Below are 26,760 nucleotides of genomic sequence, written 5' to 3'. Positions count from 1 at the left end.
ATCTAGCAAGGCTTTCTAAAAACTACAAGGCGAAAAAATGAGTCTTTAAAAAACTTAAGGAAATCTAAAAAAGCGATCGCTACAATAGTTAATTTAAACCATTAAAAGAAGTTGAATTTATGCTCATTCAAGGCAGCACTATAAGCCATAATTACCTGCAGAGCTTTAAGACTGCAGTTTCAGAATTACTTTTACGAAAACCTGGACTTGCCGTTGTTCTTGTCGGAAATGATCCGGCCTCAGCCATCTACGTCGATCGTAAGATAAAGGCTTGCGAGGTTGTAGGGGTGCTTTCCTTTAAAAGAAGCCTGCCTGAAAATATCTCCGAGAAAGATCTTCTTCTAGAAATTCAAAAACTAAATAATGACCCATTGGTGGATGGGATTTTAGTCCAGCTGCCTTTGCCCCCTCATATTGATTCAAACAAAGTCATTTCTTTTATTGATCCAAATAAGGATGTCGACGGATTTCATCCGCTCAATATGGGAAAATTATTAATTGGCGATACTTCAGGATTTGTCCCTTGCACTCCCCTTGGAATTAAGCTTTTACTTGAGGAAACACTCGGAAATATAAACGGCAAACACGTTGTGATCATCGGACGATCCATCGTCGTTGGAAAGCCTTTAGCTGCGCTTCTCATGCAAAGGGAAGCTAACCTTAATTGCACAGTCACGGTAATTAATAGATTTTCACAAAACTTAAAAGAAATTACAAGAGAAGCCGATATCCTTATCCCGGCCGTCGGCAAGCCAAATTTTGTCACAAGCGATATGGTAAAAGAAGGCGCCACTGTCATTGATGTCGGTATCAATCGCATAGAAGACCCTCAAGCAAAAAAAGGGTATCGGATTGTTGGAGATGTTGATTTTACAAACGTCCACCCTATATGCGAGCATATCACTCCTGTCCCCGGAGGAGTTGGACCCATGACTATTGCCATGCTAATTCATAACACGTTGAAAGGGTTTCACCTTCATAACAAATAGGAAGAAAGCTTTATGAAAAAAATTCTACCTTTTTTTCTTTTTGCAACCCTTTTTTTCTCTTGCGATAGGCCAGTTAAAGAACCGGAAGTGATGGTAATAACAGGCGTTGCCATGACAGTGCCTTATAAAATTATTATTGAAGAATTGAGTGAAAAAAATCTTGAGGGATTAAAAAAAAGGCTTAGTGAAACTTTTGATGAAATTGATTCTCTCTATAACAAATGGAATAAGGACTCGGAACTTTCAAAAATCAACGATCTTCAAAAAAACGAAAGACAGCCTATTTCTAAAAAGCTTTCCTCTTTTCTTAAAACAACCTCGCTTTTTGTTGAACTTACGGAAAATAAGTTTGATCCGACGATTGAATCCATTCAAGACATTTGGAAAGAATCATTAAATAATCATCAACTTCCCGATAGGGACACGCTTACTTTATTTTCAAGAGGCCTCGGTTGGGATAAAATTCATCTTGACGGAGATTTTATTTATAAAGATAGCAGCTTAACGAGAATAGATCTTGGCGGTATCGCAAAAGGCTTTGCCGTCGATTTATTGGTAGACCGCTTTCAAGAACTTGGGCTTAATAACTTTTATGTTGAATGGGGTGGAGAAATCAAGGTGAAAGGCCAACATCCAAGCGGCAGGCCCTGGCGTGTTTTTATAGCTAAGCTTGACGACTCAAATCCAAATCAAGCTATAGCTTTTATTAATCTAAATGATGGGGATGCTTTGGCAACAAGCGGTGATTATTTGCAATATTGGACTCTAAAAACCGATAATGGCAAAGAGCTAAAACTTTGCCATGTGATTGATCCAAAAACCGCACAACCCCTTGCCATTACACCTGCGTCTTTATGCTCTGTGACCGTTAAAGCAAATTCCTGCATGGCAGCCGATGCTATTGCCACAAGCTTAATGCTCTTTCCAAACTATGAGGAAGCTTTAAAGGGAATTTTTTCTTTGGATGGACTTTTTCCAAACCTTGAAGTTTGGATGACCTCTCGCAACTTATTAGAAAATTAAGAGGATTCTCTTTTCTTTCTTTTTTCTTCGAATATCTTTTCCTTAAGGAGAGTTGCTCTTTTATGTAGATCTTCATCCTCCTCTGCATGCATAAGAGCTAAATCTAAAGAAAGTAGAGCGCTTTCAGGTTGAAGGAGTGCCCGATAGCATAAAGCTGTATAATAATGAGGTAAAGGGTTTGCCACATCGCTCATTATAGCCATAGCTAAGCTAAGAAGCCCCCCATGGTATTCTTCTTGACTAAGCTCGGAAAGCCCAAGTCCAATCCAATAATTAGGTATAAGCGGGTTAAGGGTAGTTAAAAAGGTAAAAGCTTCAGAGGCTTCTTTATATTTGCTTTGATCGAAAAGAAATTTAGCATGCTGATAAAATTTTTCCATTTTTTCAGCGCTGAATTCTAGAATTTCCTGAAAGGTTTTCCCATCTTCTACGTGTTTTTGTATCACTTCAGGGTTTTTTAATTTCTCGACAACTTCTTCCGGTATTTCAAATTCTTCTATATTTTCCATTAGGAACTCCAGGAAGAATTAGGCGTTATTTTTTCTTGGAAGCAGGGTTTTCTTTTTCAACTTCTTCAAGAAGAGTTTGATGACCTGATTTAAACTTCTTGCAAAAATTTTGAATATCTTTAAAAAACTTCAGCTGGACTCGATTTCTATAACTTTCAAAAGGCTCATACTCATTTGAATAAGTAGATTCGAGATTTTCAACCATCGCCTTTGCAAGTTTTTCAATTAGACCGTCATACTCTTCATCAAAGACTTCAGCTTCCTGTGTTGCTTTACTTTTCATTACGACCTCTATTCTTTCTATCCCCGATAATACGCGAGAGCAAGTTTACAGCTTCATTTCTTGTTTTTTTATCATTTAGAAGCCAGGGAAATAAGATTGATTCCGGCAATCTCTCCCTTTCAAAGCCTATACTTGCCGCAACACGCAATATTTCCACTTTGTTGGTTTTATTAAAAAGATTTTTTTTAGGAACAGATTCCCCGGAAGAGCTTGGCATGTCTTCTTTTTTTATGAAAGCCGGGTCTATTTTTTGACCCGCCGGTCTTTGGTGAAGCGGGTTAAAAAGATTTTTTTTTGGACCTTCAATACCCATTTATAGAGTTCCTCCGGTAAAGCCAACCTGAACTTTTTTCACTATTTCTTTATTATAGATGAAAATTATTATCTTTACACCCGCTAAAGAGTATTTTTATAAAAAAATCCCTTTCTTTTTAAAATTAATACTAATAATTACCATATTACAAATACATTAGTTGCATCAAAATAAAATAATCAATAAACTCTTTAAGAGTATTTAATAAAATATTTTGTCACATAACTTGTTTTTTATAAAACAAACAGTAAATTTTTATTTAAATAAAAATTTAGTAATACAAAGGTCTAAAAATGTCATTTTTGTCACCTCCGAAGAAGAATAAAATCGAACTCTCAGACTATAACTATAAAAAAGACATTGAAAGCCGAGTTTTTTTATCAAGCCTCACCTTATTTGAAGCAGATATTTTAAAAGAAATTATTTACAACTCTCTAAAATTTAATATCGATGAACTAACTTCAATTTTCGCCATTAGCGAATCGGAAATCCACCCCTTTCTTCTTCGGCTAAAGGAAATCAAGCTTTTAGATTTAAATGATAAGACCATTATTGTTGATAAAGACCTAAGAAAATATTATGAAATCCAAATAGAAAGATTATCGGAAACTTTTGAGCCTAACCTTGATTACGTCCAATCCCTTTTAAACCAATTACCGTTAAACGTCCTTCCAAACTGGTATCAAATCCCAAAAACCGCCAACGGTTTTTTTGAAGCCATCCAGGAAAAAACCTTTGCTTCCCCTAAGATTTATCAAAAGTACCTCCAGGAATTGCAGCTTGAAGAGCCTCTTTTAAATGATATTATCCAAGAAGTCTTCAAGACACCGGGTTATATCGTTAAGGCCTCTCTTCTAAGAGAAAAATTCAAACTCACAAAAGAGCAGTTTGCAGAAGCTCTTCTTAAACTGGAATTTCATTTTGCGGCTTTTCTAATTTATAAACCGGTAAAGGATCAGTGGGAAGAGTTCGTAACTCCCTTCTCTGAGTGGAAATCTTATCTTGAATTTATTGATCGTACAGAGTGCAGCTCAATATCCAACCCCCAAGAAATAGAAAAAATATTTGATAATGAATTCGGCTTTTTAGGGTGTGTCGTTCAGTGCTTGACTAAGGCTTTTGATACCTCAAGTATTTGCTTTGCCAAAGCCTCTACTCTTTTTCCTCCTCTTTTAAATTTTAGTAAGGTGGTTGAAAAACTCTCCTCAATGAATCTTTTTAAAAAAAACCCTTCCGAGCTTATATTGACAAAACATGGGGTCGATTTTCTTAAACAGAATTCTCCAAGCCAATCCATGGCTCTTTATCTTCATGCTATCGGCTCTTTGAGAACAAAGCAAAATGATTCCAGGTTTACAGATAGAGACGCAAGGGAAGTCGAAAAAAGCCTTAAAAATATTCTTCACTTGGATTGGGTTTATTTTGATGATTTTTTTGCGGGACTGAGAGGGCCTATCGGAGTAAAAGATGCACCTGTCTCTTCTAAAAAAGGTAAGAAATCAGCCTTTCAGATCCCTCAATACTCTACAGAAGAAAAGCTCTTTGTCCAGGAATGGATTTTTGAACACTTATTTTCTGCCGGCATGGTCTCGGTAGGTTCTTTAGACGGAAGGCTCTGCTTTAAAGTAACCTCCTTTGGAAAGCTCTCCCTAGGCGATGAATAAGCCTACCTCGATAGCGCTTCTAAATTAATAAAATGACCCTTTTCCCTCTCTTCGACCTCGGGAATTTCAGCGCTTGAAAGAAGAATCTGCGGTGTTTTACTATCTTTAGCAGGCTCTCTAATTAATGAAAAAAACCTCTTTTTTCTAAGAGCATCAAAGCCAAGGCCTATATCGTCTAGAAGCAAAATGGGACTTACCCCGTGAGAGGCTCTCATCATTTCATATTCCGCAAGCTTTAAGCTTGCTGCCACACTTCTTTTTTGTCCTTCGCTACCAAAAAACTTCGCTTTTTTTTCATTTATTTCAAGAATTAGATCATCTCTATGAGGCCCGCTTGAGGTCACTCCATGATAAGCGTCTTTATGTCTATCCTTTACAAATTGCTGAAAATGATGCTCCTCATGCGTTTCTTCAAGCGAAAATCGGGTTTCATATTTAAGATTTATTTTTTCAGTCTTTTCTCCAAATCGCGGGTACATTGAGGAAAGGGTTTGGCTTAATTCGGCAATTACTTCATAGCGCTTTTGAACAATATAACTGCTTGATTTTGCCATTTCCCTTTCAAACCCTTCGATTATGGAAAATTCCTTTGCTTTTAGAAGAGCGTTTCTCTGTCTCATCGCTCTTTCAAAACGAAAACTATGCCTGACATATAGAGGATCAAGTTTGGCAATCACTAAATCGATATAGTGGCGTCTTTGCTGAGGCTGGCCTTTAATAAGGTCTATATCTTCCGGTATAAGCGGGATTGAGAGAAAAAGCCCGAAAAGAGATCCGAAGTTATGGCTTTCCGTTCTATTATAAACAATTTTTCTTTGGCTTTTACTCCAAGACACTTTTAAAATATGGTCTACACCATGTTTAACAAAGGCTGCTTCTATATGAAACTCTTGTTTTCCATCTTTGATGAGATCTTCTAAAGAAGACGTTCTAAAAGAGCGTCCCGAGGATAGGAAATAAATAGCTTCAAGGATGGTTGTCTTTCCTGAGGCATTCTTTCCGTAAAGCCCGTTTATTTCACTTGAAAAATCCAAGCAAAGGTCTTGAAAGGAGCGAAACTGATAAAGGCGAAGGGATTTTAAATGCATATGTTTTTAAGGTAAGAAAGAGGCTCATTTTAAAGAGCCTCTAATCAATTTTTAAGCTTATTCTTCACCAAGTCTCATAGGCATCAAGACAAAAACCGCTGATTCTTCTTTCTTTTCAGGTTTTTCTTGCGCTTCCATAAGCTCTTTAATCACACCCGGGTTAAACGAATCTGTAATTCCCATCGTTACAAGATGGCTCTTATTGTGTCTTAAAATGTCCATAAAATAATTCGGATTAAAAGCAATTTCAAGCTTTGCTCCATGATAATTAACAGGCATCTTGACAAGGCCTTCGCCTATATCCATGGTATTGGCTGTCAGCTTAAGCTCGCCTTTTGTAAAAGAGAACCTAACTGAGTGGCTTGTATCCGCTGTAAAAAGAGACACTTGTCTTAAGAGAGTCATAAGCTCTTCCCGATCCAAGGTGACAACAGTTTCCGGATTTTCAGGGATAACACGGTCTACATCGGGATACTCTCCGCTTAAAAGTTTCGAGACAATCATCGTGTCTTCTGAATGAACCGCAATTTTATCTTCCATCAGATAGAGGGACGCTTCCCCTTCATCTTTTAGGCATTTTTGGATTTCTTCCACGGCTTTCAGGGGAATAATATAGCTTCCTTTGAAGGACAAATCAGCAGGCAAGCTAAGAAAAGTCCTGGAGAGTCTCTTTCCATCGGTGCCAACAAAAGTAGCCCTGCCATTTTCCACATTAAGGCAGACCCCGGTTAACACATAACGGTTATCCTCGCGCGACACAGCAAAAGAAGTCCGATAAAGCATTTCCTTTAAATCTTTTTCTTGGATGGATATTTTTTTAGCATTTCCAAGGTCGGGAAGCTGCGGGAATTCGCTTTTATTCATTCCAAAAAGTTTAAAACGGGAAGAGTCGGAAAGTATTTCTGTGACGTCATTTTCATTGGTTGAAATTTCAACGTTGACACTTTTTAATTCTTTGATAAGCTGAGAGAAGCGCTTTGCAGGTAAAGTTGTGGCCCCTTCCTTTAACACTTTCGCCTCTGTCTTGCAGCGAACTCCAACTGTCAAATCGGTTGCCGAAAGACATATTTCATTTCCTTGCGCCTCGATAAGGATGTTGGCAAGAATGGGAATCGTAGCTTTAGGTGAGACCACATTCAAAATTTTGCTAAGAAGATAGCTTAGCTCTTGAGTCGCAATGATGAATTTCATACGGGATGCCCTTTGATCTTTTTTAATTTCCTAATGGGTATAAATTTAATACAATATTCTTTTAAAGGTTAAGAAAAATTAAAGTTCCGGAGTCTATTTCATGTTAAATGATCCTCTTACCGCCTCTCCTTCTCTTATATTTTTTGAAGAATTGCAAACTTTTGCGGAAAAATCAAAGAAAGAACCTAGATATCAATCTTTTTTGCAACACACTGCTAAACTTGAGGACACGGCAATTTTGTCAAGGCTACGTCTAGATGCCACCCTTGAAAGCGAAGGTGGAAAACTCATAATGCTTGTCTCTCAAATTAGAAACTTTGTAAAGAAAATTTTTGTTAATGTCAGTCTCGAAAAAGAAGAGGTCAAAAAGCTTTCTTTAATTGAAGCTGCCTGCTCTCTTTGCTTAAGCCGGTTTCAACAAGCCGAAGTACTTACGTCCCCCTCGCTATCTTTTCTTTCCGACCCCTTGAACTCCATATATAGTTATCTTATGCAGAGGAACACTATTAAAACTTGTGAAGAGCTGGAAAGATTTTTATCAGAACCCATTTATGGAAATACCATTCGTTTTTTATTAAATGCTGACTATCTTAAGCTTAAAAGCCAGCATCTGCAGCATTTTATCGAATGCTTGCATGCTCTTTTTCCGAAAAAATTTGAATTTATTCCAAACGCTCTCGTTCGCTCAGACATTATTGAAGGCAGAAAACCGGATGAGCTCACAACCCTTCATTTCCAAGAAAAAACCGGAAAAGAAAAGGCCCCTTTATTTTTTATTCCCTTTGTCTTCCCCGGCCATATTGTAGTAATTACCGTTTCTTTTAAGGATAAAACAATTGAATACTATGACCCGAAAGGCCATAGACCTGAGGACTGGTATTGCTACTCAGACTTTTCTATGAAAGCCTCGCTTGAAATGATTGGAAAAAATCTTTTTCCGGAAGAAAGTGAAGTAAAATTTTTAATCAACAACAAGAAACAGCAGACAGATTCCCATAGCTGCGGTATTTTAATAGCCAACTACATTTTCCTTCGGGTGTTCGGCTTGGAGTTTAAAGAAATTTCTACCCTGGAATTTTCTAATGGGGATCTTTGGGCCATCCGACAAAAAATGGCGTTTGTCATGGCCGGCACTTTTTCTCAAAAAACAACCGCAGCTAAAAATCTTTTTATTGAAGAGGAAGTCATTCAGGAGCCTTGCGAATGTGAAGACATGAGCGATGAATTATTCTTGAAATTCCTGGAGGAGTTTGAAAAAGACTTTGCAACAACGTCTGATAAACCTGATGAAGTGGATTTAAAAAAATAACTAAAATGACAACCGGATTTTTTCTTATGTCTCGAATTTATTTTTCTTTTTCCTTGAATTCTCACTCGCAAAAAAGGGATAATTCTCCACAAAATGATTCTCTTTCCCGGCCATTAAATAAAATGTGGGCGTAAAGCTTAAAAACTCTTAAGATAACTTTTTTAAGAACATGCGAAGAGGAAAAGCCAAGGATTTCTCTTAAATTCACAAGATGATGATTAAGTCAAAAATAAACAGCATAATTCTTTCCAAAATCAGTTGGCTGGTTGTTTTTTGTCTCATCGCTTTATTTTTGCATTCAATTGAATATGAAGTAGAATTTAAAGGCAATTTGTCTTCTGAAACACTCGATCTTCTAAAAGCGGCCTCGCAGCTTGAAACTCTTAAAAAAAACCCGCCGACTACCCTCTCGGGCCTTAAAAGACGCGCTGAAAAAGATGTCGGCAACCTTATTACCGCCCTTCATAGTTTAGCCCTTTACAACGCCCATGTCGAACTCGACTATGAGGTCGAATCAAAACCTGCAAAAGTTTTAGTTCTCATTGAACCGGGAGAACCCTACCCTCTCAAATCCATTGAAATTATCTATACGGACCTTGCAGAACATGGACACCCCGGTATCACGGAAGATTGTTTTTCAGAGTATATCAACTGGGATGCCACCCCGAAGCTTATGAAGAATATTGAAATCGCGCTTCTCGAGTTATTGGATGAGTCCGGCTATCCTTTCGCTGTCTGCTCTAAAATCGATGCCACGGCCGATCAAACTGAAAAGCAAGTGGCTTTTAAACTTTATGTTAGAACAAATGGCAAGATGCTCTTCGGGCCTGTCGAAATAGTAGGCAACCAATCGGTTAAAAGAAAATATTTTTTTAAAAAGCTATCTTGGAGGCAAGGCGCTATATACTCTCCATGCCAGCTTGAAAAGACACAAAAAAGCCTTGAGCAAAGCGGGCTATTTTGCTACGTGGATTTCATTCTGCCGGAAACTGCCCCGGAAGATGGCGAGATTCCAATTAAAATTCAAGTCAAAGAAGCAAAAATGAGAAGCATTGGACTTGGTCTTGCGTATGCCACACAAAGAGGTCCCGGTATTACAGGCGAGTGGGAGCATAGAAATTATCGAGGCATGGGCGAAATCTTAAATTTTCGAGCCACTTTTTTTAAAGAGACGCACCTTGCCAAGCTTTCCTACCTGATTCCTGATTACTTTAGGCCTAATGAAAATTTAGTTTATCAGCTTGAAGCCAGTAAAGATGAAACAAAAGGTTATACCGCAACTTACGGTAGCGCCCTTTTACGAATAGACACCCTTCACTCTTGCTGTTTTAAAACATCCTATGGAGTTCAATTTAAACACCTTAGAGATACAAACATTCATGAAGCCGAGAACCATCAGAAACAAAAGCATAAAAATGAAGAGTTTAACCTCGGCAAATTCCCTCTAACATTATCTTACACAACCACCGATGACCTCCTGGATCCAAAAAACGGGTATGCGCTTCATATCGAATGCATCCCTTCTTGGGAAATTACAGGAAGCGAATTTGTGTACGGCATCAATATTCTCTCTTTATCTGCCTATCTGCCTTTACGAAAAAATAGACTTACTTTTGCGATGCAAGGGGTGTTCGGCTCTATCATAGGCGCTGCTAAAAAGACTATTCCCCGATCAGAGCTTTTTGACGCCGGAGGCGATTCCCTTTTAAGAGGCTATCACTATAAAACGGTAAGCCCTCTTGATAACGAGAATGACCCGACAGGCGGCCGAAGCATGATGATTTTTTCATCCGAGCTTCGTTTTAAATCTACTGAAACTTTCGGCTGGGTTCTTTTTCACGATTTTGGCAATGTTTACTCAACCTCTTTTCCTGATTTTAGATACCATTTGTTGAATTCAGTCGGGTTTGGCATAAGGTATTATACAGCAGTTGGGCCTATTCGTTTAGATATCGCCTTCCCGCTGGAACCGAGGAAGGGCCTGGATAGCGCTTTTCAATTATATTTAAATATTGGACAATCCTTTTAAAAAAAATTAAGTATTATGTAAAATTAGTAAAACAAATAAAACAAACGATGAATAATTAATAAAATGATCGCTAAAATAATTAGATATCTATTCCTTGCGGTCATAATCCTGGTTTTTCTATCCCTCGGTTTGACCCAGCTGCCTTCTGTAAAACAAAAAATTGCAGAAAGCCTGGTTTCTTACGCCGAAGAAAAAACAGGTTTTCGGATCAGGTTTAAAGCTATAGATCTCATGCTGCCTTTCGAGATCAAAACCGATGATTTAGAAATTTCAAAAGGGGGTCAACTGCTTGCGGAAGCAAAACAAGCCATCATTAGAATCAGTCCCTATTCCCTTTTAAAAAAAGAACTCCATCTCCATTCTATTTTTATAGAAGACCTTACTCTATATAAAGAAAATAACCCAGCCCTCGTAAAAAATGAAGAAGGGATCTCTCTTTCTTATCCGTCGGAAAATTTCTTTTCAGATTTACCCGATATTTTTCTCTTTATAGGCCAAGTAAAAGTAGATCGGTTAACTTTAAAAAATTTTTTCAACAACTATGAAGCTCCTTCGATTGACCTTAACGGCAGCGTCCTCTACGATCCAAACGAGGAGCTAGCAAGATTTAATTTTAAAGCTTCCTATACGGACAACCCTAAAAGATTAATAGATTTGGATGTGACAGCCATTAAGCAAGAAGATTTACTTATGGTTGGGTTTAATGGCTTTAAAAATACCGGCGAATTTTGTACGCTTCCTGAAGGATTTTCCTCTAAAATAAACGGGCGGTTTCTTGGAACCCTAGATCATTGGACAGAGGTTATTAAAAACCCGAGTAGGACCGATCTTTATTCACTTTCCGGATATTTAGAACAGTCTTTAGCTTACTGCGTAGAAGGCTTAAACTCTCCTATAGAATATGAATTATCCTCATTGATTGAGCTTGGCGGAACCTCTTTTCTTCGCCTCATTGACTTTAATGTGAAGTCCCTCCTTGGAAGCGCGCATGGAAATGCCAGCTTAAATCAAGGTTTCGTGATTGATTTTGCCAACCTTCAGTTTAAGCTTAATTTAGAAAAAATTATCCCTCTTTCAAAACAAGAGCACCTCATAGAAAAGATTGAAGGCATAGCCGAAGGGGATCTTTTTTTACAGGGAACTTTGAGCAAGCCCTATATCAAACTTCGTCTTAAATCGAGTAACCCCATCTTATTTTCTGAAAATCCGGAATGGGTCGAAGGTTTTTTAAGAGGAAATATCACAGACACCGGTTTTGTTGGCTCGCTTGAGCTCGCTCTTTCAAGGCAGGGAAAAAACTACTCTTCGACAAGCGATCTTTTTATGGACCAAAAATCCATCAGTCTTCAAAACCTGTCCCTTGATCTGCCTTTCTTGCAAGGGGTAAGTCAAGTGTCCTACGACTACAACACAAAATTTATAGAAGCAAGCTTGAAGGGCAAGTCTAACAAGCTTGAAATTCTTGGGGATCTTGTTAATCGTAAATTAAAAGGCAGCGCCGAATTTGAGATTGAGTATAAGAAAGAAGAAGATCTTTTTTTGCAGGCAGACCTAAAAAGCCCTCTTATGGAATTCGAAGGGGTGCTTTTTAAAGAAGCAAAAGCTCTTTTATTTTATGATGAAACTAAAGATTCAAAAGGAAATATCAAATTAGATGCTGAAAAAATTGAAATAGAGAACATTCCTTTACGAAACGTGGACTTAAAAATTGTTCAAAATAAAGAGGTTTGGGATACCGAAATTCGAGGGTTGATTGAAGACAGTCCTCTAACCCTCAAGGGACAGATTTTTTCAGATGATCAAAAAGATTACGAACTTTACGTTGATCTAATCGAGGGTAATCTAAAAGGAGACTCTTTTAAGCTTTTAGAGCCTTTCTCTTTAAAATTCAGTAAAAGTCAGATGCTCCTCTCCCCTCTATTTTTCTCATTTGGAAAAGCCACACTTTTTCTCTCTGCCGATTATATAGAAGGGTTTCTTCATACTTCCATGAGAGTCGACAATCTCCCGCTCAGGTTTTTGCCTTTTAAAGATTATTTCGATCAAACCCTTGAGGGACATGGGAGCGGCCATTTATCGCTATATGGCGATAAGAACTCCATGAAAGGCAATCTCGAGCTTGAACTTAAAAATGTCATCGCCATTGAAGATCTTGATAAAAAACTGCCCCCTCTCCATGCAAAAGTGACGGCAGAAATTGCAGATAACGCGGTATTTGCAAAAGCTTTTATTAATGGAGTCGGCAAAAACCCTCTAACTTTTGAAGCCGAGCTTCCTTTCCGCTTTAAACTGGACGAAAGGTTTTTTAGGATACGTAAAGAGCAGCCTTTTTCTTGCAGGATTTATGCCGATGGGCCGGTCACTCCTATTTTAGAGCTTTTCTTTGTAGATGTCACAGCTTTATCAGGGTACGGCATGATTGATGCTCTTATTGATGGGACGTGGAACAATCCGAGATTTTCCGGGAAAGCGGAGCTATCGAATGGAACTTTCGATCATTACGTTTGGGGCACAGCTTTACGAAATGTTAAAGCCGAGTTTTTGCTTGAAGGCACTAAAATTAAGCTCTCAAAGCTTAGCGGCACGGATGGTGAGTCAGGAACGCTATCCGGAAATGGAGAATTTATTCTCGATAAAGATCTAAACTATCAAGTGAACTTTGAATTAAATAAAGCTCGTCTTATAAAAATCGATGAAGCGGATGCTATCGGCTCAGGCCAACTTGTTGTCAACGGTTCAAAAAACAAAACTTCCATTAATGGAACGATCGCTTTAGAAAAAACCACATTAAGCATTCCAAAAAAAATCCCTGAGGTTTTAGATGCCGTTCCCATTCATTATGTAAATCAAAATGAAGATGAGTCTCCTCCCACCCCGGCAAGGCATGATAATTTGATGGAAGCGCCCGTGGATTTCCATATCGACCTTAAAACAGAAAAGCCCATTCTTATACTCCATGATGATCTTTACTCGGAATGGCGGGGCCATGCGTTGATTGAAGGGAAAGGGGAAAAGCCTGTGGTCAATGGAGAGCTTAAGCTGATTCAAGGAAACTATCGATTAAATGGAAAAGATTACGAATTAAGCCAAGGCAGAATTCACTTTGGCGGGAATTTAGATAAAAAAACAACCCTTTCTGTTTTGGCCTCGAAAGAAATTGAAGACTATAAAGTTGAAATACTTGTAAAAGGCAAGCTTTTAAACCCGGATATTATATTAAGGGCAAGCCCTCCTCTTTCAAGACAGCAAATCCTATCCCTAATTATCTTTGGAAGCTTTTCAAGCTCTGTAGCATCAAGCAATAGCGAAGATCAGATCGTTCAATCTTTGAGCAAACTCTCACAAGCTAATACAAGCGGCGGGGTTTTAACTAAAATTCAAAAAAATTTAGGGATTGACCATATCGAATTTCTTCATAATAATACAGCCGACGGCTCTGTCCGTTTAAGGGTCGGCAAATATATAACCCCCAACATCTGCCTTTATCTTGACCGCGGCATTAATGACGATATGAATCGGGTGGCTTTAGAAGCAAAACTTAGAAAAAATATCCGTGCCGAACTTGAAGCGCAAGATAATGGCGAAGGCCAAGTCTCTCTTTTCTGGCGAAAAAGTTATTAGAATAAGGAAAAATAAAATGCAACAAGTCTCCTCAGCAAAAATTACCCCTGCCTTTATACCATGCTTAGGGCCTGTTCCTGAAGGCTCAACTGAAAAATTTGTTGCTATTCCGAAAGAATTGAGAGTCCTTATTTTTTCTCAATTAAATGCAAGTTCAAGAGAAGTTACTGCCAGCGTATGCCGAAGCTGGCGGTCGGAAGTGATCTATCTTGAACTTACTCAATTTAGAAATTGGGTTTATACTCTAGCTGAAAAATTAGGCAATCCCTCCCTTGATGAACTTATTACAGAATTAAGCGGAAATCCCTCCTCTCTTAAAGAACTGACATCATTAAAAGACTCCCTTTATTCCACTTTAGCAAAGCTTCCCATAGTAACCTTAAAATGTCTTTTAACAATACTTTTTGTAGAAGGTATTTTTATTGACACCCAATACTTGGGTTCAAAAGTAATGTCTTTCTTTAAGGATGATCCAAAAACCTTATCCTGTTTCACCGAAGTTATTTTGGAATTGGTGAAGATGGGCTATGTAGAAAAAGGTTGGGAGGCTGTCCAAGATATTCCTCTTAACGAAGAATCCTATCGTAAATTCATTGAAAAATTCCTTAAAAAAGGAAATGCCGAAAAAGTGGGCGATATTGCAACCCTTCATTATTCAGATGATAAGAAGATCCAGCTTATAGACATTCTACTTGGAACAACCAAAATTGCAAGTCTCTATAAAAGAAATCTTAAGGAGGAAGATGTTGAGCCTTTAGCCTTAAGAATTGCGGAAAGCCTTCCTAAAGACTCCTCCCTAAAGTGGCTTAAAATTATTGCCTCTCACTTTGAGTTTAAAAATAGGATGGAGCCATTACCTCAGGAAGAAGATCCAGATGAGATTGAATCTGCTTGTATTCTAAGCTAAAAAGACTCAATAAGTGATAATGCTGCTATAGTTTAATCGGATGAAATTAAAGTAAATGCCATCCCCCTGCACTAACTTATTTTATTGGTTTAAACAAGAAATTTAATAACTTCTTCAAGATAGGGAAAATTGTAATTCCTTTATCGTTTATCTGTCGTTTTTCTGTCATGCGGGTTAGAGAAACGTCCTTTATTCTTCTTTAGCATTAACTTTGCTCTTTCTTTCTTGAGCTTGGGTATCAATTTCTTCTAAAACGCCGGCAATGATGATATAAGTGTTTCTCAGGTTCACTTTGAAATCGATATACACTTGCTGAATCTTTGTTATATCAAAATTACAACAGCCTCTTAGATTTGCAAATTTGCTCTTTTTTTGAAGCCCTAAATCATCCAAATCAAAAGTGGAGTAAAGTCCTTCTTGAAAATCATTTTGGGCAGAATTTACAACCTTCATTTAATTCTCTTTTGTTATGAAAAATGTCAGTTAAAAAAATATAATTATTAGAATTATAAAAATTAAAACAGAAAAAGAAAACTCAAAAATAATTTTTCTGAAAGAGCTCTTTCCTTTAAGGAAAGTCTTGATTGTGAGTAATAAAATTAATTTAAAAAGATTTCTTCACGTTCTTACTTGCAGCTTAACCATAAAGTTAACTAAGATATTTTTAGTGAAAAGTATTAGATTGAAACATGAAATTTTCGTTTACTGACGCGTTTGTCGCCCTTGGCGATTACATTACACTGATATTTCAAGTCATTTGGGTTTCTCTAAGACGTCCCCCAAAATGGTGGCTTATCCGCGATCAATTTTATGCCATCGGAGTACAATCCCTTCCCGTGGTTGCAATTACCGGCTTTTCAACCGGAATGGTATTAGCCGCTCAATCCTTTTTCCAATTACAAGATAAAGGTCTTGCTAGCGCTACCGGAATCATGGTAGCAAAAGCTATGCTTGTAGAACTAGGCCCTGTTTTGACAGCCTTCATGGTTACAGGGAGAGTGGGTGCATCTATGTGCGCTGAGCTTGGCACTATGCGTGTGACAGAACAGATTGACGCGATGCGGTCTATGACGGTAGACCCTTTAAGATACCTTGTCGCCCCTCGTTTTATAGGCGGAACCATAATGATGCCCCTCCTTACTATTTTTAGCTCGATTATGGGGATCCTTGGGGGGTATTTAATAGCAGTTCATTACTATGGCATGCCCTCCTCAAGCTTTATTGATCCTTTGCCTATCCATATCAACAACTTTGATGTTTTTAGCGGACTTACTAAAGCTTTTGTTTTTGGGATCATTATTGTGACTATTTCCTGCTACAAGGGCCTTACGACAAGAGGCGGCGCGGCCGGGGTCGGCTTATCGACCACAAATAGCGTCGTTATTTGCTATTCCGTCATATTAATCTCGAACTTCTTCTTAACTATGATGCTCAATAGTTCCTACTCGTATATCAATTACTATCTTGAGAGGCTCTACTAGCATGATTGTCGTTAAAAATTTAAATAAATCCTATGGCTCCAATCAAGTTTTGAACAACTTAAATTTAGAGGTGAAAGACGGTCAAACCGTTGTAATTCTTGGGCGATCAGGGGTTGGTAAAAGTGTTCTTCTAAGACAAATTATTGGTATAGAAACCCCTGATAGCGGGGTTATAGAAATCAATAATCAAAATCTTCTAACGCTCCCAAGAAGGGAGAAGCATACAATCACAAAACAAATGGGTATGCTTTTTCAAGGCTCTGCATTATTTGACTCTATGACAGTTGGTGATAATGTCGCTTTCTATCTAAGGCAGCACGAAAAAAATTTATCGGAAGAAGATATAAGACACCGGGTTCAAGAAGCTCTTGAAATGGTCGGACTTTCCGGCACGGAAGAAAAAATGCCTTCCGATCTATCAGGAGGTATGAGAAAAAGAGCGGCACTTGCAAGGGTGATCGCTTATAGACCTAAGATTATTCTTTATGATGAGCCGACAACAGGACTTGACCCGATCACTTCCATGCAAATCAATAATCTTATCATCGCCACCAAAAAGCAGCTTCAAGCCACTTCAATTGTTGTGACACACGACTTAAAATCTGCTTGGACAGTCGGCGACTACTTAACGTTGCATTATAATAAAGCGCTGGCTCATTTTGCGCCCAAGGAAGAATTTTTTAAAAATAAGGATCCTCAAATCCAGGGATTTTTCGAAAATGCCGCTTTTTCAGAGAGCATGTTTTTATCTCATTAGGGAGTGAATACTAGAATGGTCGACCATACAAAAAACATGATGATCGGTGTGTTTGTTATAGCAGCCGCCACACTGATAGCTTTTATTCTTTTATTCATACACCCTACAGTTGGTGATGATGGCAGAAGCTTAAAAGTTCGCTTCGCCAATATTGACAAGGTGACTGTTGGAACGCGTGTCACTTTTGGCGGAAGAGCGGTTGGAGAAGTCATTGAAATCCGAGAAATTCTAGGTGAAGAAGATCCAAGGCCTACCCATAACGGCATTGTTTACCCCTACGAGCTGACCCTTACTCTTGACTCAAGCGTTGAAGTGTTCAATAGCGATGAAATAGCCCTAAGAACTTCAGGTTTACTTGGTGAACGCTCTGTAAATATTCGTCCTCAACCACCTAGGGAAGGCGAACCCTTAATACTATTAACAAGCAAAGATATTATTTTTGCCGATGAGTCAGGCGGGGTTGAAGAAACTTTAAAGGAGTTCAAAGAACTCTCCGATAAATTTGAAGAAGCTCTCGATGGCATCATCAGCACTTTAAATGCGGTTAAAGATAACTCCGTTATCGAAAATATCGGGCAAACTTTTGCAAATCTTGGAGAAATTACAACCACTTTAAATCAACCTGAAAAATTGGATAATACGCTAAATAGTGTCGAAGCTTTCACAAAGAATCTAGAGACGATAACAGAAGATGTCATCGACTTATGGCCTGAAATTGAGGAAACGGTTGCCGAATTTAAAGCCTCCGCCAAAACATTAAACTCCACAATGGATCACGCTTTTGTCTTAGCCGGAGATGCAAGACAAATTGTTCATGATATTTCTCTTGGACGAGGAACTGTCGGAAGGGTTCTTGTTGGTGATGAACTTTACTTACAGCTTTCTTCTCTTCTAGCAAAAGGTGAAACTCTGATGAATGATGTCAATCATTATGGGATCTTATTCCATTTAGATAAGAATTGGCAGCGTTTAAGAGCTCGCAGACTTAACCTATTAATGAAACTCTGCACTCCGCAAGAATTTAGAAATTTCTTTAATGATGAAATTGATCAAATCGCAACTTCCCTTTCTCGAGTCACTATGGTATTAGATGAAACAGGTACTTGTACTATGAATCCTTGCCTTATCCAGAATCTTGAATTCAATAAGGTATTTAGTGAACTCTTAAGAAGAATAGGCGAAGTTGAAGAGTACTTAAAGATGTATAATACTCAACTTAATGACTTTAGAGTTTTAGAAACGGAACTCGACCCTTGCAGCAATAGTTGCTTTTGTCAATAACCCATAACCTTAAAGAAGGTTAGAAACCAAAGGCTTTTTGTGATGGAAAGTTTACCTTACGCTCAAATTCAAAAAGGTACTTTTCTTATAGCTACCCCGGATATTGAGGGAGGAATCTTCTTTAGGGCAGTTGTCCTGGTTTGCGAGCATAACCCGAACGGCTCCTTCGGGATTGTTATTAATAAAAGCCTATCTATTGATTTACCAGAGGAAATCATTAATGTTGAGGAACTTGCCAATCCGCATGTAGAGATTCGAGCCGGGGGCCCGGTTCAAACCAACCAAATGATGCTTCTTCACACTTCAAGTAAGATTCCTCAGCAGACTCTTGAGGTTTGTCAGAATGTTTATTTAGGAGGAGATTTACAATTTTTACAAGAATCGATTACCGACTCGACAGGGCCTGAAATGTTTCTTTGTTTTGGATATTCAGGCTGGGGAGCAGGCCAGCTCGAAAGAGAATTTCTAGACGGGCACTGGTTCTTGCACCCCGCAAGTCAAAGACATATCTTCGAGATCCCTCATGATAAGCTTTGGCAAACTCTTCTCCGCGAGATGGGGGGCAAGTACGCTACCATTTCCATGATTCCGGAAGACCTTTCTCTAAATTGAACTTTAACCGGCGCTCTAATTAACTACATTTCTTTCGTTAATTCGCCTTTGATTGTTTAATAGGCTCTTTTTTACTTAATTTTGCAATTCTATGCTCTTATATTATTTTCAAAATTATCAAAAATCTCAAAAACAGATTTTATCCGAACAAAAGCGAATTTCGAAAAAGTCTAGGATAAAAAAGCAAAAAAAAACCTTTGAAGTAATACTTCAAAGGTTGAACTGATAAAAATTCCAAAATTGAATTAACGTTTGGAGAACTGGAATCTCTTACGGGCACCAGCGCGTCCGTATTTCTTACGTTCTTTCATACGGGAATCACGAGTTAAGAATCCAAGAACTTTAAATTCGTGTTTAAAAGCTTCATTAACTTGGATAAGCGCTCTTGCAAGACCAAGACGAACAGCTTCCGCTTGTCCTTCAACGCCACCGCCTTTAACACGGATCAATAAATCGAATTGTCCTGTAACATTTACAACTCCTAAGGGAGCTAAAGCTAATTTACGTTGCATATCGAGAGGAAAATACTCTTCAAATGCTTTGCCATTAATGTCAACTTTTCCTGTACCGGATCTTAAGCGTACTGACGCAACGGCTGTTTTGCGTCTACCTGTGTCTACGTATTCTTGCAACAAAGCAAAACTCCTTCTTCACAATTTAAATATTTACCTGGATGGGCTTCTGAGCTTCCATCCCGTGTTCGCTACCAGCAATAACACGAAGACGTCTTAACTGAGCATTTGAGAGACGCGTTTTTGGCATCATTCCCTTTACAGCTTGCGTGATTGGTCTTTGCGGGTCACGTGCAAGCACAACGTTCAAAGGAACTTCCCTCATATTTCCAAGATAGCCGGTATGGCGTCTATAGATTTTTTGGGCACCCTTGTTTCCTGTTGTATAAACCTTTTCAGCATTGATAATAATAACGCCATCGCCAAGGTCAACACCTGGTGTAAAAGTAGGCCTGTGTTTGCCTCGCAAAATTTTTGTTACTTCAGCTGCAAGTCTACCAAGCGTTTTGCCTTCTGCATCGATTAAAATCCAGTTAACGTCACTGGGCTCCTTTTTTAAAAGAAGCGTCTCATGCAACATCGCTTTTTCTTTTTTTGCTGTCATTGTCGTAAATCCTAACGATTTGTTTAATCTCTTTAATTCAATAGTCCACAATCATACAGTTCTTTTCGATTTTTTGCCAACTTATTTACTCAATATATCGTAAAAAAAGCGCTGTAAGAATGAATAGTGGGATAAAATCGCTATGGACGCTCTTTTTAAAATAGAGAAGTAAAATAAATATTTTAGAACACCCTTTTACCCTGGAATAAAATAAAATGTTTACAATCTATCGAAAATTTTTGTCTATTTTAAGGCTAGCCTTGGGCGTTATCCCTAAAGAAATTCTATAAAGAGGCTTTTTTTTTTGCCTAAAAGAGTATATGATCATAGACTTTCAAAAGATTTAAAGAGAGTCCAATGAACAACCCAAAAACATTCTTTGTGAAAACATACGGCTGCCAAATGAATGAACTTGATACTGAAGTCATGGCAGGGATGTTAAAAGAGCGCGGTCTTGAAGAAACAGCAAGTGAGGATGAGGCCGATCTTCTTTTATTTAATACTTGTTCGATTCGCGACCTTGCGGAGCGCAAGGCTTTGGGAAAAATCGGCAAACTCGGAAAGACTTTAAAAAAAGAAGCGATCATCGGCGTCACAGGCTGCATGGCAAACGCAAAAAAAGAAACTCTTTTTAAAAAACTGCCTCGCATCGACTTTGTCCTAGGAACTAATAATATCCACGAATTAAATAACGTGATCGATGAAGTCTTGGCGTCCCGAAAAAAAGTGTTTCGCTTAGCAAATAAGTTCGAGCATGAAATTGATTACTTAGTAGCTCGAAGAGAAGATAGGCATAAAGCCCACATTTCGATCATTAGAGGATGTGATAAATTTTGCACTTACTGTGTCGTTCCTTATACAAGAGGGCCTGAAGTCTCACGCGATCCTTCCCACATTATAGAAGAAGCTTCTCGTCTTGTCGATCAAGGGTACAAAGAAATCACGCTTCTTGGACAGAATGTGAATAGCTACGGCAAGGATTGCCCGGAGTGGAATTGTCTTTTCCACGACCTTCTTTACAAATTGGACGCTATTAAGGGTCTTGAAAGAGTTCGTTTTATGACAAGCCACCCAATCGATATTACAAGGGAGCTTATGGAAGCTGTAAGAGATCTCCCGAGTCTTTGTGAATTCATTCATTTCCCTTTGCAAGCCGGGTCGAATCGCATTTTGAAAAAAATGCATCGAATTTACACGAAGGAGCAATATTTTGAAAAAATCAGGCTTTTCCGCGAGATTTGCCCGGATGTCGTCTTTGGAACAGATATTATAGTCGGTTTTCCAACTGAGACGGAGGAAGAGTTTCTCGAAACCTATGAAGCCTTAAAAGAAATTGAGTATGGGGTCGCTTTCCTTTTTGAGTATAGCCCAAGAGAAGGCACACCGGCCATGAGATGGAAGGATGACATTCCGGAAGAGGTTAAAAGCGATCGTCTTCAAAGGCTTTTAAAACTTCAAGAAGGCATTTATGCAAAGCACCGACAATTATTTCTCGATAAATCCGTTGAAATCCTTGTTGAAAATGAAGCTATGAAAAATGACGGCCTTTTAAAAGGGCGCACACGCTGCTGGAAAAATGTCGTGTTTGAAGGGCCCAAAGAACTTATCGGGACTCTTCAAACGGTTCGCATCCATGGATTCAACCACCAAACGCTACGCGGAACTTTAGAAAAAAATTCTCTTCGCGTGGCATAAAAAAATGCCCTCCAGAGCGAGGGCATTTAAATTTTTTTTATTTGGCTTCTTCATCAAAGGGTAAAATAACCCCGCAAGCAAGCCTGCCGCCGGCATCTCCTGTTGGCTGCGTCACAAAATCATCTTCTTTTTCATGGACAATAACGCTTCTTCCAATAATTGATTTTGAGCCATTTAGCTGCACCACTTTATCCATTCGTTTATAGCGCGCGACCCCTGATTCATCAGCTTCTAGGTTACCAAGATCGCCTACATGTCTTTTTTTGTCTAATGGGCCTGCGTGAGGCTCATTATCGGGGTTAAAGTGGGCGCCCGCCGAGCTTGCATCTTTTGCAGAGCAATCCCCTTTTTCATGAATATGAAACCCATGCTTTCCGGTTTTTAATTTGGTGATGACAGCTGTTATCAAAACCCCCTCTCCCGTCTCTTCAAAATAAACTTCTCCGACCGCCTCATTTCCTTCTGTTGGGAGAAGGATGGCTTTGGCTTTTTTAATCGGTGGTGCGCTTTCCTCTTTTTTAGACTGGCATCCGAAAAAAATTAGAGCTGCCGCAAGCAGTATATGAAACCTCAAAACTTGATTCATGGACTCCCCTCGTTTCTTATTATTAAAAACTACTATTCTTTAGGTTCAATAAGCCCGCAAGCAACAGCCGGGCCTGAATTTCCTGAAGGTTGAGAAATAAAATCATCAGGGTATTTATGAATAACAATGGATCTTCCGACAATCGATTCCGGTCCGTCAAGTGTAATTAATCTATCTACTGCATCGTAATGGGCTCTTCCTCTTAAATTAGCTGTAATATTTCCTAAGTCTCCCGCATGTCTTGGACTATCATTCGGCCCCCCATGATGCTCGTTATCGGGATTAAAATGATTCCCGTAGGACCTTTGCTCCATCCTAGAGCAGTTGCCGATCTCATGAATGTGAAAGCCATGCTTTCCGGGAAGCAGGCCTTCAACAACAGCCACAATTCTAACCCCGCCCTCAACTTCTGTAAAAGTCACAATCCCCTGGACCGAGCTGCCTTCCGCTGAAATAAGGGTAGCTTCAGCCCTTTTATAATCCGGGTAGATGCGAGGCTTTGACTCGCAACTTAGGACAAGGACAAGCAAAGACCCCATTAAAAAAATGAATAGATGCTTCTCAAATAACATTAAACCTCTCAACCCGGGCTACTAAAAAAACTATAAAATATATTTTAATAGCTAACAAGAGGAGAGGAAGTTATGCCTCTATTCTCTAGGGTTATGCTAATTGCAAGAGAGTTATCTTCCTCATCTAACTAAAAATAAGCTAATTATTTAAAACCTGCCTTCTTTAGGGCTTTAAAATAACCTTTAAACAATTATCTTCTTTTTTGCAAAAAATTTCATAGGCCTTCTCGGCTTGCTCTAAAGGTAAGACATGCGTAATAATATCATCTAATGTCACTTTATTGCTTCTTACGAGATTAAGTAGCTCATCTATATAGTGTTGGACTGGAGCTTGACCTGTCTTTAAAGCAATCCCCTTGTCAAAAATTTGACCAAAAGGAAAATTATCGTAAGGGCTTCCATATACCCCGACAATTGAGATGATACCCCCTCTACGAACTGCACTTGCAGCGAGGTCTATAACTTTTATAGACCCTGCTTGCCCATGAAGGGTATTTGAAATTTTTTCCCCAAAGTTTCGATCGACTTCCATGCCAACCGCATCGACACAGACATCCGGCCCACGTCCCTCAGTGATTTCTCTTAAGAATTCTACGACATTTGTTTCATACGGGTTAATAGTTTCGGATTTGGCGCTTTTTCTAGCTATTTCCAATCTATAATTTAAGGGGTCAATTCCAATCACGCGTTTAGCTCCTTTCAACCAAGCGGCTTTTTGAGCCATTATGCCAACGGGGCCGCAACCAAAAACCGCAACGGTTTCATCTCCTTTTAGCTCTGCCCAATCAATTGCCGACCAACCCGTTGGAAAAATATCGGATAGGAAAAGAACTTCCTCATCCCTTAAGTTATCTTCAATTTTTCTTGGGCCAAAATGAGCATAGGGCACTCGAACATATTCCGCTTGCCCTCCCTGATAGCCGCCATAAAGATCGGTATAGCCAAAAAGAGCTCCGCCTTTTTCTTTAAGCATCCCCCCTTCAGGGCCATAATTATCATTTGAAGTTTCACAGTGGGTCGGCAAGGCGTGCTTACAAAAAAAACAGCTGCCGCAAGCGATGGGGAAAGGAACTACCACACGATCACCCTTTTTTAAGTGTTTAATTCCTTTTCCGGTTTCCTCAACAATACCCATAAATTCATGACCTAATACCATGTCCTTTGCTTGAGGGATAAATCCATTATAAATATGAAGATCAGAACCACAAATGGCAGTCGAGGTAACTTTAACTATAATATCTTTGTCATCTTCAATATTCGGATCTTTAACTTCTTCAACCTTAACTTTTTTTGGGTGATGGAACACTAAGGCTTTCATGAGTTATCCTTTTGAAGGGGTTTCTGACTTGGTGGTTTTTTTCTTACTTCCTCTAGCTATAATGGGTGACTGAATCTCTATCAAAGCGGAGTTTCGAAAGGAGTCTATTGCTTAAAATCCTCTAAATCAACACTTTGTTTTTTCCCTCCATTCCTCTCGCATCTTATTACAAAGCTATGGCGTCTTTCTAACTTCATGCCGATAGAAACTTTTCCGTCGATTTTTTTAGATTCGTTTTTATTTGTAGAATTGCCATTTGTTTCTTCATTAGAACCTCTTGAAAAAGTAAGAAGACTATTCGGAAAAAAATTAGGAATTGAATGGAGAAACTTATTATTTAGAAATAACAAGTAAGAAAATAACTGTAAATTAATAAATCCGGTTTAGTTATAAAGCCATTTCATTTTTTTAAAGATAAGAATCAAACTCTTCCTCACTTAATATTGTAACCCCAAGATCTTTAGCCTTATCAAGTTTGGATCCGGCTTCTTTCCCGGCTAGCAGGTAGTGGGTTTTCTTTGAAATCGACGACGATACCACACCGCCTCTTTCCTTAATCAGCTTCGCGGCATTATCTCTTGTATATTTATCAAGAGAGCCTGTTAGAACAAAAGTTTTTCCCTTAAAAGAATGATTTTCAAAACCTTGCGGCTTTTGAAAGCTTGGGCTTACACCGACGGCAAGTAATTTGTTTATTTCATTTCTATTTTTGGGATCGTTAAAAAACTCAAAAACGGAACTAGCCACTTTTTCTCCAACCCCATCAATTTTATAGAGATCCTCAAACGTCATTTCTTGAAGGGCTTCCAAACTTCCCGCTTTTTTCGATAATAGCTCAGCCGTGCCAAGACCGACATGCTTAATGCCAAGAGCGTGAAGAAAACGATCCAGGGATACTTCCTTTGAAGCTTCGATGCCGGAAAGAAGATTTTGGATTGACTTTTCCTTAAAACCCTCTAGTTCAGCAACTTCCTTTTTGGTGAGCTGATAAATATCTGAAGGGGTTTTAATAAAGCCTTTTTCAAGGAGCTGGATAATGGCCTTTACACCAAGACTTGCAATATCCATCCCTCCCTTGCCCACAAAATGAGTAAGCCTTCTTAAGGATTGGGCGGGGCAGCCGGAAATATTCGGACAGCGTATGGCGACCTCTCCCGGAACTCTTTCTAAGGACGAACCGCAACTTGGACAAAATTCCGGCATCTGCCATCTTTTAGAGCCGCTTTTTCGACTTTCAGGAATTGAAGCAACTACTTTCGGGATGACATCCCCCCCTTTTTCTATTAATACGAGATCGCCGATTCGGATATCTTTACGCATCACTTCGTCTTCATTATGCAAAGTAGCTCTTGCAATAGTGCTGCCTGCTAAAAAAACAGGAGCGAGCTCTGCAACAGGCGTCAGGATACCTGTTCGCCCAACTTGCAAGGTAATATCAAGAAGCTCTGTCGTTGCTTTCTCTGCTTGAAACTTATAGGCTACAGCCCACCTTGGAGTTTTATTAGTAGCGCCAAGCTTTGCCTGCTCTTTAAGGTCATCAAGTTTAATGACAATCCCATCGATATCAAAAGGCAAGGAATTTCTTTTTAGTCGAACCTCTTCGGCAAAAGCCCAAACCTCATCTATAGTTTGTGCGCTTTTGGTAAGCTCAAGGGTGGGCAAGCCCAGTTGATTGAGGTAGTCATGAATTTCAGTTTGTGTTCGGATCCCGAGTCTCAAGCCGTCTTGCAACCCGTAAAATATAATGCTTAAATCTCGGTGAGCGGCTTGTTTTGGGTCTAAAAGCTTTAATGTACCGCCGGCTGCATTTCTTGGATTCTGGAAGAGATCCTCGCCTTCTGACTCTCTTTGCTTATTAAGCCTTTGAAAAGAGGCGTGTGTCATAAAGACCTCCCCGCGAAGCTCTAAAATTTCAGGGACCTGAGCTCCATAGAGTTTAAGAGGAAGATTACGAATGGTTTTTAAATTAACGGTAATATCATCCCCTTGCTTTCCATCGCCTCGTGTGACGCCTTGTTTAAAGTCGCCCTTCTCATAAATTAGAGAGACAGCAATGCCATCCATCTTTAGTTCACAGGAAAACGAAGAATTTTCTCTTCCGGTCAATTTTTTAATCCGCTCAAAAAAATCCTCCACCTCTTCTTTCGAATAGGTGTTGGCAAGAGAAAGCATGGGATGGGCATGCTTAACTGTTTTAAAACCAATAGTTAAACTTTCCCCTACTCGTTGCGTAGGAGAGTTTGGCGATACCCATTCGGGATGCTCATGTTCCACTTTCTCAAGATTTTTCAATAAGGCATCAAATTCCTCATCAGGAATATCAGACCTATTTTTGCTATAATAGAGAGTGTTGTAATGCCAGATTTTTTGGCAAAGAAGATCGTATTCTTCTTTTGTGCGTATTTTTTCCATGAGC

The 26,760-nt window shown here is 39.0% G+C and carries 24 protein-coding genes; 12 read left to right on the top strand and 12 right to left on the bottom strand.

The annotated features are described in order from the left end of the window. Positions 1–119 precede the first annotated feature (119 nt). Positions 120–989 (top strand): bifunctional 5,10-methylenetetrahydrofolate dehydrogenase/5,10-methenyltetrahydrofolate cyclohydrolase, encoded by an 870-nt coding sequence (locus CSEC_RS11040; protein ID WP_041018541.1) that lies wholly within the window; start codon positions 120–122, stop codon positions 987–989. Between the two features lie 12 nt (positions 990–1,001). Then, positions 1,002–2,012 carry an FAD:protein FMN transferase gene (locus CSEC_RS11035; protein WP_053332020.1) on the top strand — a complete coding sequence of 337 codons (1,011 nt, stop codon included), beginning with the start codon at positions 1,002–1,004 and terminating at the stop codon, positions 2,010–2,012. Here CSEC_RS11035 and CSEC_RS11030 read toward each other — a convergent pair. From CSEC_RS11030 to CSEC_RS11020, 3 genes are read right to left on the bottom strand one after another with little or no spacing between them, the layout of a single operon-like run. Then, entirely contained in the window at positions 2,009–2,521 is a 513-nt protein-coding gene (locus tag CSEC_RS11030) for a hypothetical protein (RefSeq protein WP_053332019.1), read from the bottom strand. The two genes, CSEC_RS11035 and CSEC_RS11030, sit on opposite strands and share 4 nt — an antisense overlap. A 25-nt stretch (positions 2,522–2,546) precedes the next feature. Further along, positions 2,547–2,804 (bottom strand): hypothetical protein, encoded by a 258-nt coding sequence (locus CSEC_RS11025; protein WP_041018540.1) that lies wholly within the window; start codon positions 2,802–2,804, stop codon positions 2,547–2,549. Continuing rightward, the gene (locus CSEC_RS11020; protein ID WP_041018539.1) at positions 2,794–3,117 is read right to left on the bottom strand and encodes a hypothetical protein; all 324 of its coding nucleotides are present in this window, start codon (positions 3,115–3,117) and stop codon (positions 2,794–2,796) included. Before CSEC_RS11020 ends, CSEC_RS11025 begins: the two co-directional genes overlap by 11 nt. Before the next feature lie 293 nt (positions 3,118–3,410). Here CSEC_RS11020 and CSEC_RS11015 point away from each other — a divergent pair, with 293 nt between their 5' ends. Then, a complete protein-coding gene (locus CSEC_RS11015; protein WP_041018538.1) occupies positions 3,411–4,781 on the top strand; it encodes a hypothetical protein in 1,371 nt (456 codons plus the stop codon). A gap of 2 nt (positions 4,782–4,783) precedes the next feature. Here CSEC_RS11015 and recF read toward each other — a convergent pair whose 3' ends face one another. Next, a complete protein-coding gene (gene recF / locus CSEC_RS11010; protein WP_041018537.1) occupies positions 4,784–5,869 on the bottom strand; it encodes a DNA replication/repair protein RecF in 1,086 nt (361 codons plus the stop codon). 57 nt (positions 5,870–5,926) lie between these two features. Next, a complete protein-coding gene (gene dnaN, locus CSEC_RS11005; protein ID WP_041018536.1) occupies positions 5,927–7,060 on the bottom strand; it encodes a DNA polymerase III subunit beta in 1,134 nt (377 codons plus the stop codon). Positions 7,061–7,160: 100 nt separating this feature from the next. Here dnaN and CSEC_RS11000 point away from each other — a divergent pair, with 100 nt between their 5' ends. From CSEC_RS11000 to CSEC_RS10985, 4 genes are all read left to right on the top strand, one after another. Then, a complete protein-coding gene (locus CSEC_RS11000) occupies positions 7,161–8,369 on the top strand; it encodes a Ulp1 family isopeptidase (RefSeq protein WP_041018535.1) in 1,209 nt (402 codons plus the stop codon). A gap of 214 nt (positions 8,370–8,583) precedes the next feature. Further along, complete coding sequence (locus CSEC_RS10995; protein ID WP_161780990.1) at positions 8,584–10,398, top strand: autotransporter assembly complex protein TamA; 1,815 nt, start codon at positions 8,584–8,586, stop codon at positions 10,396–10,398. A gap of 63 nt (positions 10,399–10,461) precedes the next feature. Further along, positions 10,462–14,019, top strand: coding sequence for a translocation/assembly module TamB domain-containing protein (locus CSEC_RS10990; RefSeq protein ID WP_041018534.1), 3,558 nt, complete (start codon positions 10,462–10,464; stop codon positions 14,017–14,019). A 16-nt stretch (positions 14,020–14,035) separates the two neighbouring features. Then, on the top strand, positions 14,036–14,926 hold the full coding sequence (locus tag CSEC_RS10985; protein WP_154017694.1) for an F-box protein: 891 nt from the start codon (positions 14,036–14,038) through the stop codon (positions 14,924–14,926). Between the two features lie 189 nt (positions 14,927–15,115). Here CSEC_RS10985 and CSEC_RS10980 read toward each other — a convergent pair whose 3' ends face one another. Then, entirely contained in the window at positions 15,116–15,379 is a 264-nt protein-coding gene (locus CSEC_RS10980; protein ID WP_041018532.1) for a hypothetical protein, read from the bottom strand. Between the two features lie 236 nt (positions 15,380–15,615). Here CSEC_RS10980 and CSEC_RS10975 point away from each other — a divergent pair, with 236 nt between their 5' ends. The 4 genes from CSEC_RS10975 to CSEC_RS10960 are packed head-to-tail and all read left to right on the top strand — an operon-like array spanning position 15,616 to position 19,057. Next, positions 15,616–16,407 carry an MlaE family ABC transporter permease gene (locus CSEC_RS10975; RefSeq protein WP_041018531.1) on the top strand — a complete coding sequence of 264 codons (792 nt, stop codon included), beginning with the start codon at positions 15,616–15,618 and terminating at the stop codon, positions 16,405–16,407. 1 nt (position 16,408) lies between these two features. Beyond that, a complete protein-coding gene (locus CSEC_RS10970; protein ID WP_041018530.1) occupies positions 16,409–17,164 on the top strand; it encodes an ABC transporter ATP-binding protein in 756 nt (251 codons plus the stop codon). A gap of 15 nt (positions 17,165–17,179) precedes the next feature. Beyond that, the gene (locus tag CSEC_RS10965) at positions 17,180–18,445 is read left to right on the top strand and encodes an MlaD family protein (RefSeq protein WP_041018529.1); all 1,266 of its coding nucleotides are present in this window, start codon (positions 17,180–17,182) and stop codon (positions 18,443–18,445) included. A gap of 42 nt (positions 18,446–18,487) precedes the next feature. After that, on the top strand, positions 18,488–19,057 hold the full coding sequence (locus tag CSEC_RS10960) for a YqgE/AlgH family protein (protein WP_041018528.1): 570 nt from the start codon (positions 18,488–18,490) through the stop codon (positions 19,055–19,057). Positions 19,058–19,302: 245 nt separating this feature from the next. On the opposite strand, the gene rpsI is transcribed toward CSEC_RS10960, so the two are convergent. Both rpsI and rplM read right to left on the bottom strand, forming a co-directional pair. Beyond that, on the bottom strand, positions 19,303–19,692 hold the full coding sequence (gene rpsI, locus CSEC_RS10955; RefSeq protein WP_053332017.1) for a 30S ribosomal protein S9: 390 nt from the start codon (positions 19,690–19,692) through the stop codon (positions 19,303–19,305). A gap of 22 nt (positions 19,693–19,714) precedes the next feature. Continuing rightward, a complete protein-coding gene (rplM, locus tag CSEC_RS10950; protein WP_079978054.1) occupies positions 19,715–20,173 on the bottom strand; it encodes a 50S ribosomal protein L13 in 459 nt (152 codons plus the stop codon). 357 nt (positions 20,174–20,530) lie between these two features. Between rplM and miaB the strand changes: the two genes are divergently transcribed. Then, positions 20,531–21,868, top strand: coding sequence for a tRNA (N6-isopentenyl adenosine(37)-C2)-methylthiotransferase MiaB (miaB, locus tag CSEC_RS10945; RefSeq protein WP_041018527.1), 1,338 nt, complete (start codon positions 20,531–20,533; stop codon positions 21,866–21,868). Between the two features lie 37 nt (positions 21,869–21,905). Here the strand turns inward: miaB and CSEC_RS10940 are convergent, their stop codons facing one another. The 4 genes from CSEC_RS10940 to ligA form a co-directional block, all read right to left on the bottom strand. After that, entirely contained in the window at positions 21,906–22,454 is a 549-nt protein-coding gene (locus CSEC_RS10940; protein ID WP_041018526.1) for a superoxide dismutase family protein, read from the bottom strand. Positions 22,455–22,486: 32 nt separating this feature from the next. Further along, the gene (locus CSEC_RS10935) at positions 22,487–23,026 is read right to left on the bottom strand and encodes a superoxide dismutase family protein (protein WP_041018525.1); all 540 of its coding nucleotides are present in this window, start codon (positions 23,024–23,026) and stop codon (positions 22,487–22,489) included. Between the two features lie 163 nt (positions 23,027–23,189). Further along, positions 23,190–24,344 carry a zinc-dependent alcohol dehydrogenase gene (locus tag CSEC_RS10930; RefSeq protein WP_041018524.1) on the bottom strand — a complete coding sequence of 385 codons (1,155 nt, stop codon included), beginning with the start codon at positions 24,342–24,344 and terminating at the stop codon, positions 23,190–23,192. A gap of 408 nt (positions 24,345–24,752) precedes the next feature. Next, positions 24,753–26,756: an NAD-dependent DNA ligase LigA gene (gene ligA / locus CSEC_RS10920; protein WP_041018522.1), complete on the bottom strand. Its 2,004-nt coding sequence runs from the start codon at positions 26,754–26,756 to the stop codon at positions 24,753–24,755. Positions 26,757–26,760: the final 4 nt, after the last annotated feature.

It is taken from the genome of Criblamydia sequanensis CRIB-18 (genome assembly GCF_000750955.1).
In the GTDB taxonomy this organism is placed as follows: Bacteria; Chlamydiota; Chlamydiia; order Chlamydiales; family Criblamydiaceae; genus Criblamydia; species Criblamydia sequanensis.
Note: the sequence above shows the minus strand (reverse complement) of the source record. Positions and strands in the feature narration are given on the sequence as shown.

Excerpts from the sequence above, each read along its gene's own strand:
- CSEC_RS11040 (WP_041018541.1), top strand. The coding sequence starts at position 120 with ATGCTCATTCAAGGCAGCACTATAAGCCATAATTACCTGCAGAGCTTT.
- CSEC_RS11035 (WP_053332020.1), top strand. The coding sequence starts at position 1,002 with ATGAAAAAAATTCTACCTTTTTTTCTTTTTGCAACCCTTTTTTTCTCT.
- CSEC_RS11030 (WP_053332019.1), bottom strand. The coding sequence starts at position 2,521 with ATGGAAAATATAGAAGAATTTGAAATACCGGAAGAAGTTGTCGAGAAA.
- CSEC_RS11025 (WP_041018540.1), bottom strand. The coding sequence starts at position 2,804 with ATGAAAAGTAAAGCAACACAGGAAGCTGAAGTCTTTGATGAAGAGTAT.
- CSEC_RS11020 (WP_041018539.1), bottom strand. The coding sequence starts at position 3,117 with ATGGGTATTGAAGGTCCAAAAAAAAATCTTTTTAACCCGCTTCACCAA.
- CSEC_RS11015 (WP_041018538.1), top strand. The coding sequence starts at position 3,411 with ATGTCATTTTTGTCACCTCCGAAGAAGAATAAAATCGAACTCTCAGAC.
- recF (WP_041018537.1), bottom strand. The coding sequence starts at position 5,869 with ATGCATTTAAAATCCCTTCGCCTTTATCAGTTTCGCTCCTTTCAAGAC.
- dnaN (WP_041018536.1), bottom strand. The coding sequence starts at position 7,060 with ATGAAATTCATCATTGCGACTCAAGAGCTAAGCTATCTTCTTAGCAAA.
- CSEC_RS11000 (WP_041018535.1), top strand. The coding sequence starts at position 7,161 with ATGTTAAATGATCCTCTTACCGCCTCTCCTTCTCTTATATTTTTTGAA.
- CSEC_RS10995 (WP_161780990.1), top strand. The coding sequence starts at position 8,584 with ATGATTAAGTCAAAAATAAACAGCATAATTCTTTCCAAAATCAGTTGG.
- CSEC_RS10990 (WP_041018534.1), top strand. The coding sequence starts at position 10,462 with ATGATCGCTAAAATAATTAGATATCTATTCCTTGCGGTCATAATCCTG.
- CSEC_RS10985 (WP_154017694.1), top strand. The coding sequence starts at position 14,036 with ATGCAACAAGTCTCCTCAGCAAAAATTACCCCTGCCTTTATACCATGC.
- CSEC_RS10980 (WP_041018532.1), bottom strand. The coding sequence starts at position 15,379 with ATGAAGGTTGTAAATTCTGCCCAAAATGATTTTCAAGAAGGACTTTAC.
- CSEC_RS10975 (WP_041018531.1), top strand. The coding sequence starts at position 15,616 with ATGAAATTTTCGTTTACTGACGCGTTTGTCGCCCTTGGCGATTACATT.
- CSEC_RS10970 (WP_041018530.1), top strand. The coding sequence starts at position 16,409 with ATGATTGTCGTTAAAAATTTAAATAAATCCTATGGCTCCAATCAAGTT.
- CSEC_RS10965 (WP_041018529.1), top strand. The coding sequence starts at position 17,180 with ATGGTCGACCATACAAAAAACATGATGATCGGTGTGTTTGTTATAGCA.
- CSEC_RS10960 (WP_041018528.1), top strand. The coding sequence starts at position 18,488 with ATGGAAAGTTTACCTTACGCTCAAATTCAAAAAGGTACTTTTCTTATA.
- rplM (WP_079978054.1), bottom strand. The coding sequence starts at position 20,173 with ATGACAGCAAAAAAAGAAAAAGCGATGTTGCATGAGACGCTTCTTTTA.
- miaB (WP_041018527.1), top strand. The coding sequence starts at position 20,531 with ATGAACAACCCAAAAACATTCTTTGTGAAAACATACGGCTGCCAAATG.
- CSEC_RS10940 (WP_041018526.1), bottom strand. The coding sequence starts at position 22,454 with ATGAATCAAGTTTTGAGGTTTCATATACTGCTTGCGGCAGCTCTAATT.
- CSEC_RS10935 (WP_041018525.1), bottom strand. The coding sequence starts at position 23,026 with ATGTTATTTGAGAAGCATCTATTCATTTTTTTAATGGGGTCTTTGCTT.
- CSEC_RS10930 (WP_041018524.1), bottom strand. The coding sequence starts at position 24,344 with ATGAAAGCCTTAGTGTTCCATCACCCAAAAAAAGTTAAGGTTGAAGAA.
- ligA (WP_041018522.1), bottom strand. The coding sequence starts at position 26,756 with ATGGAAAAAATACGCACAAAAGAAGAATACGATCTTCTTTGCCAAAAA.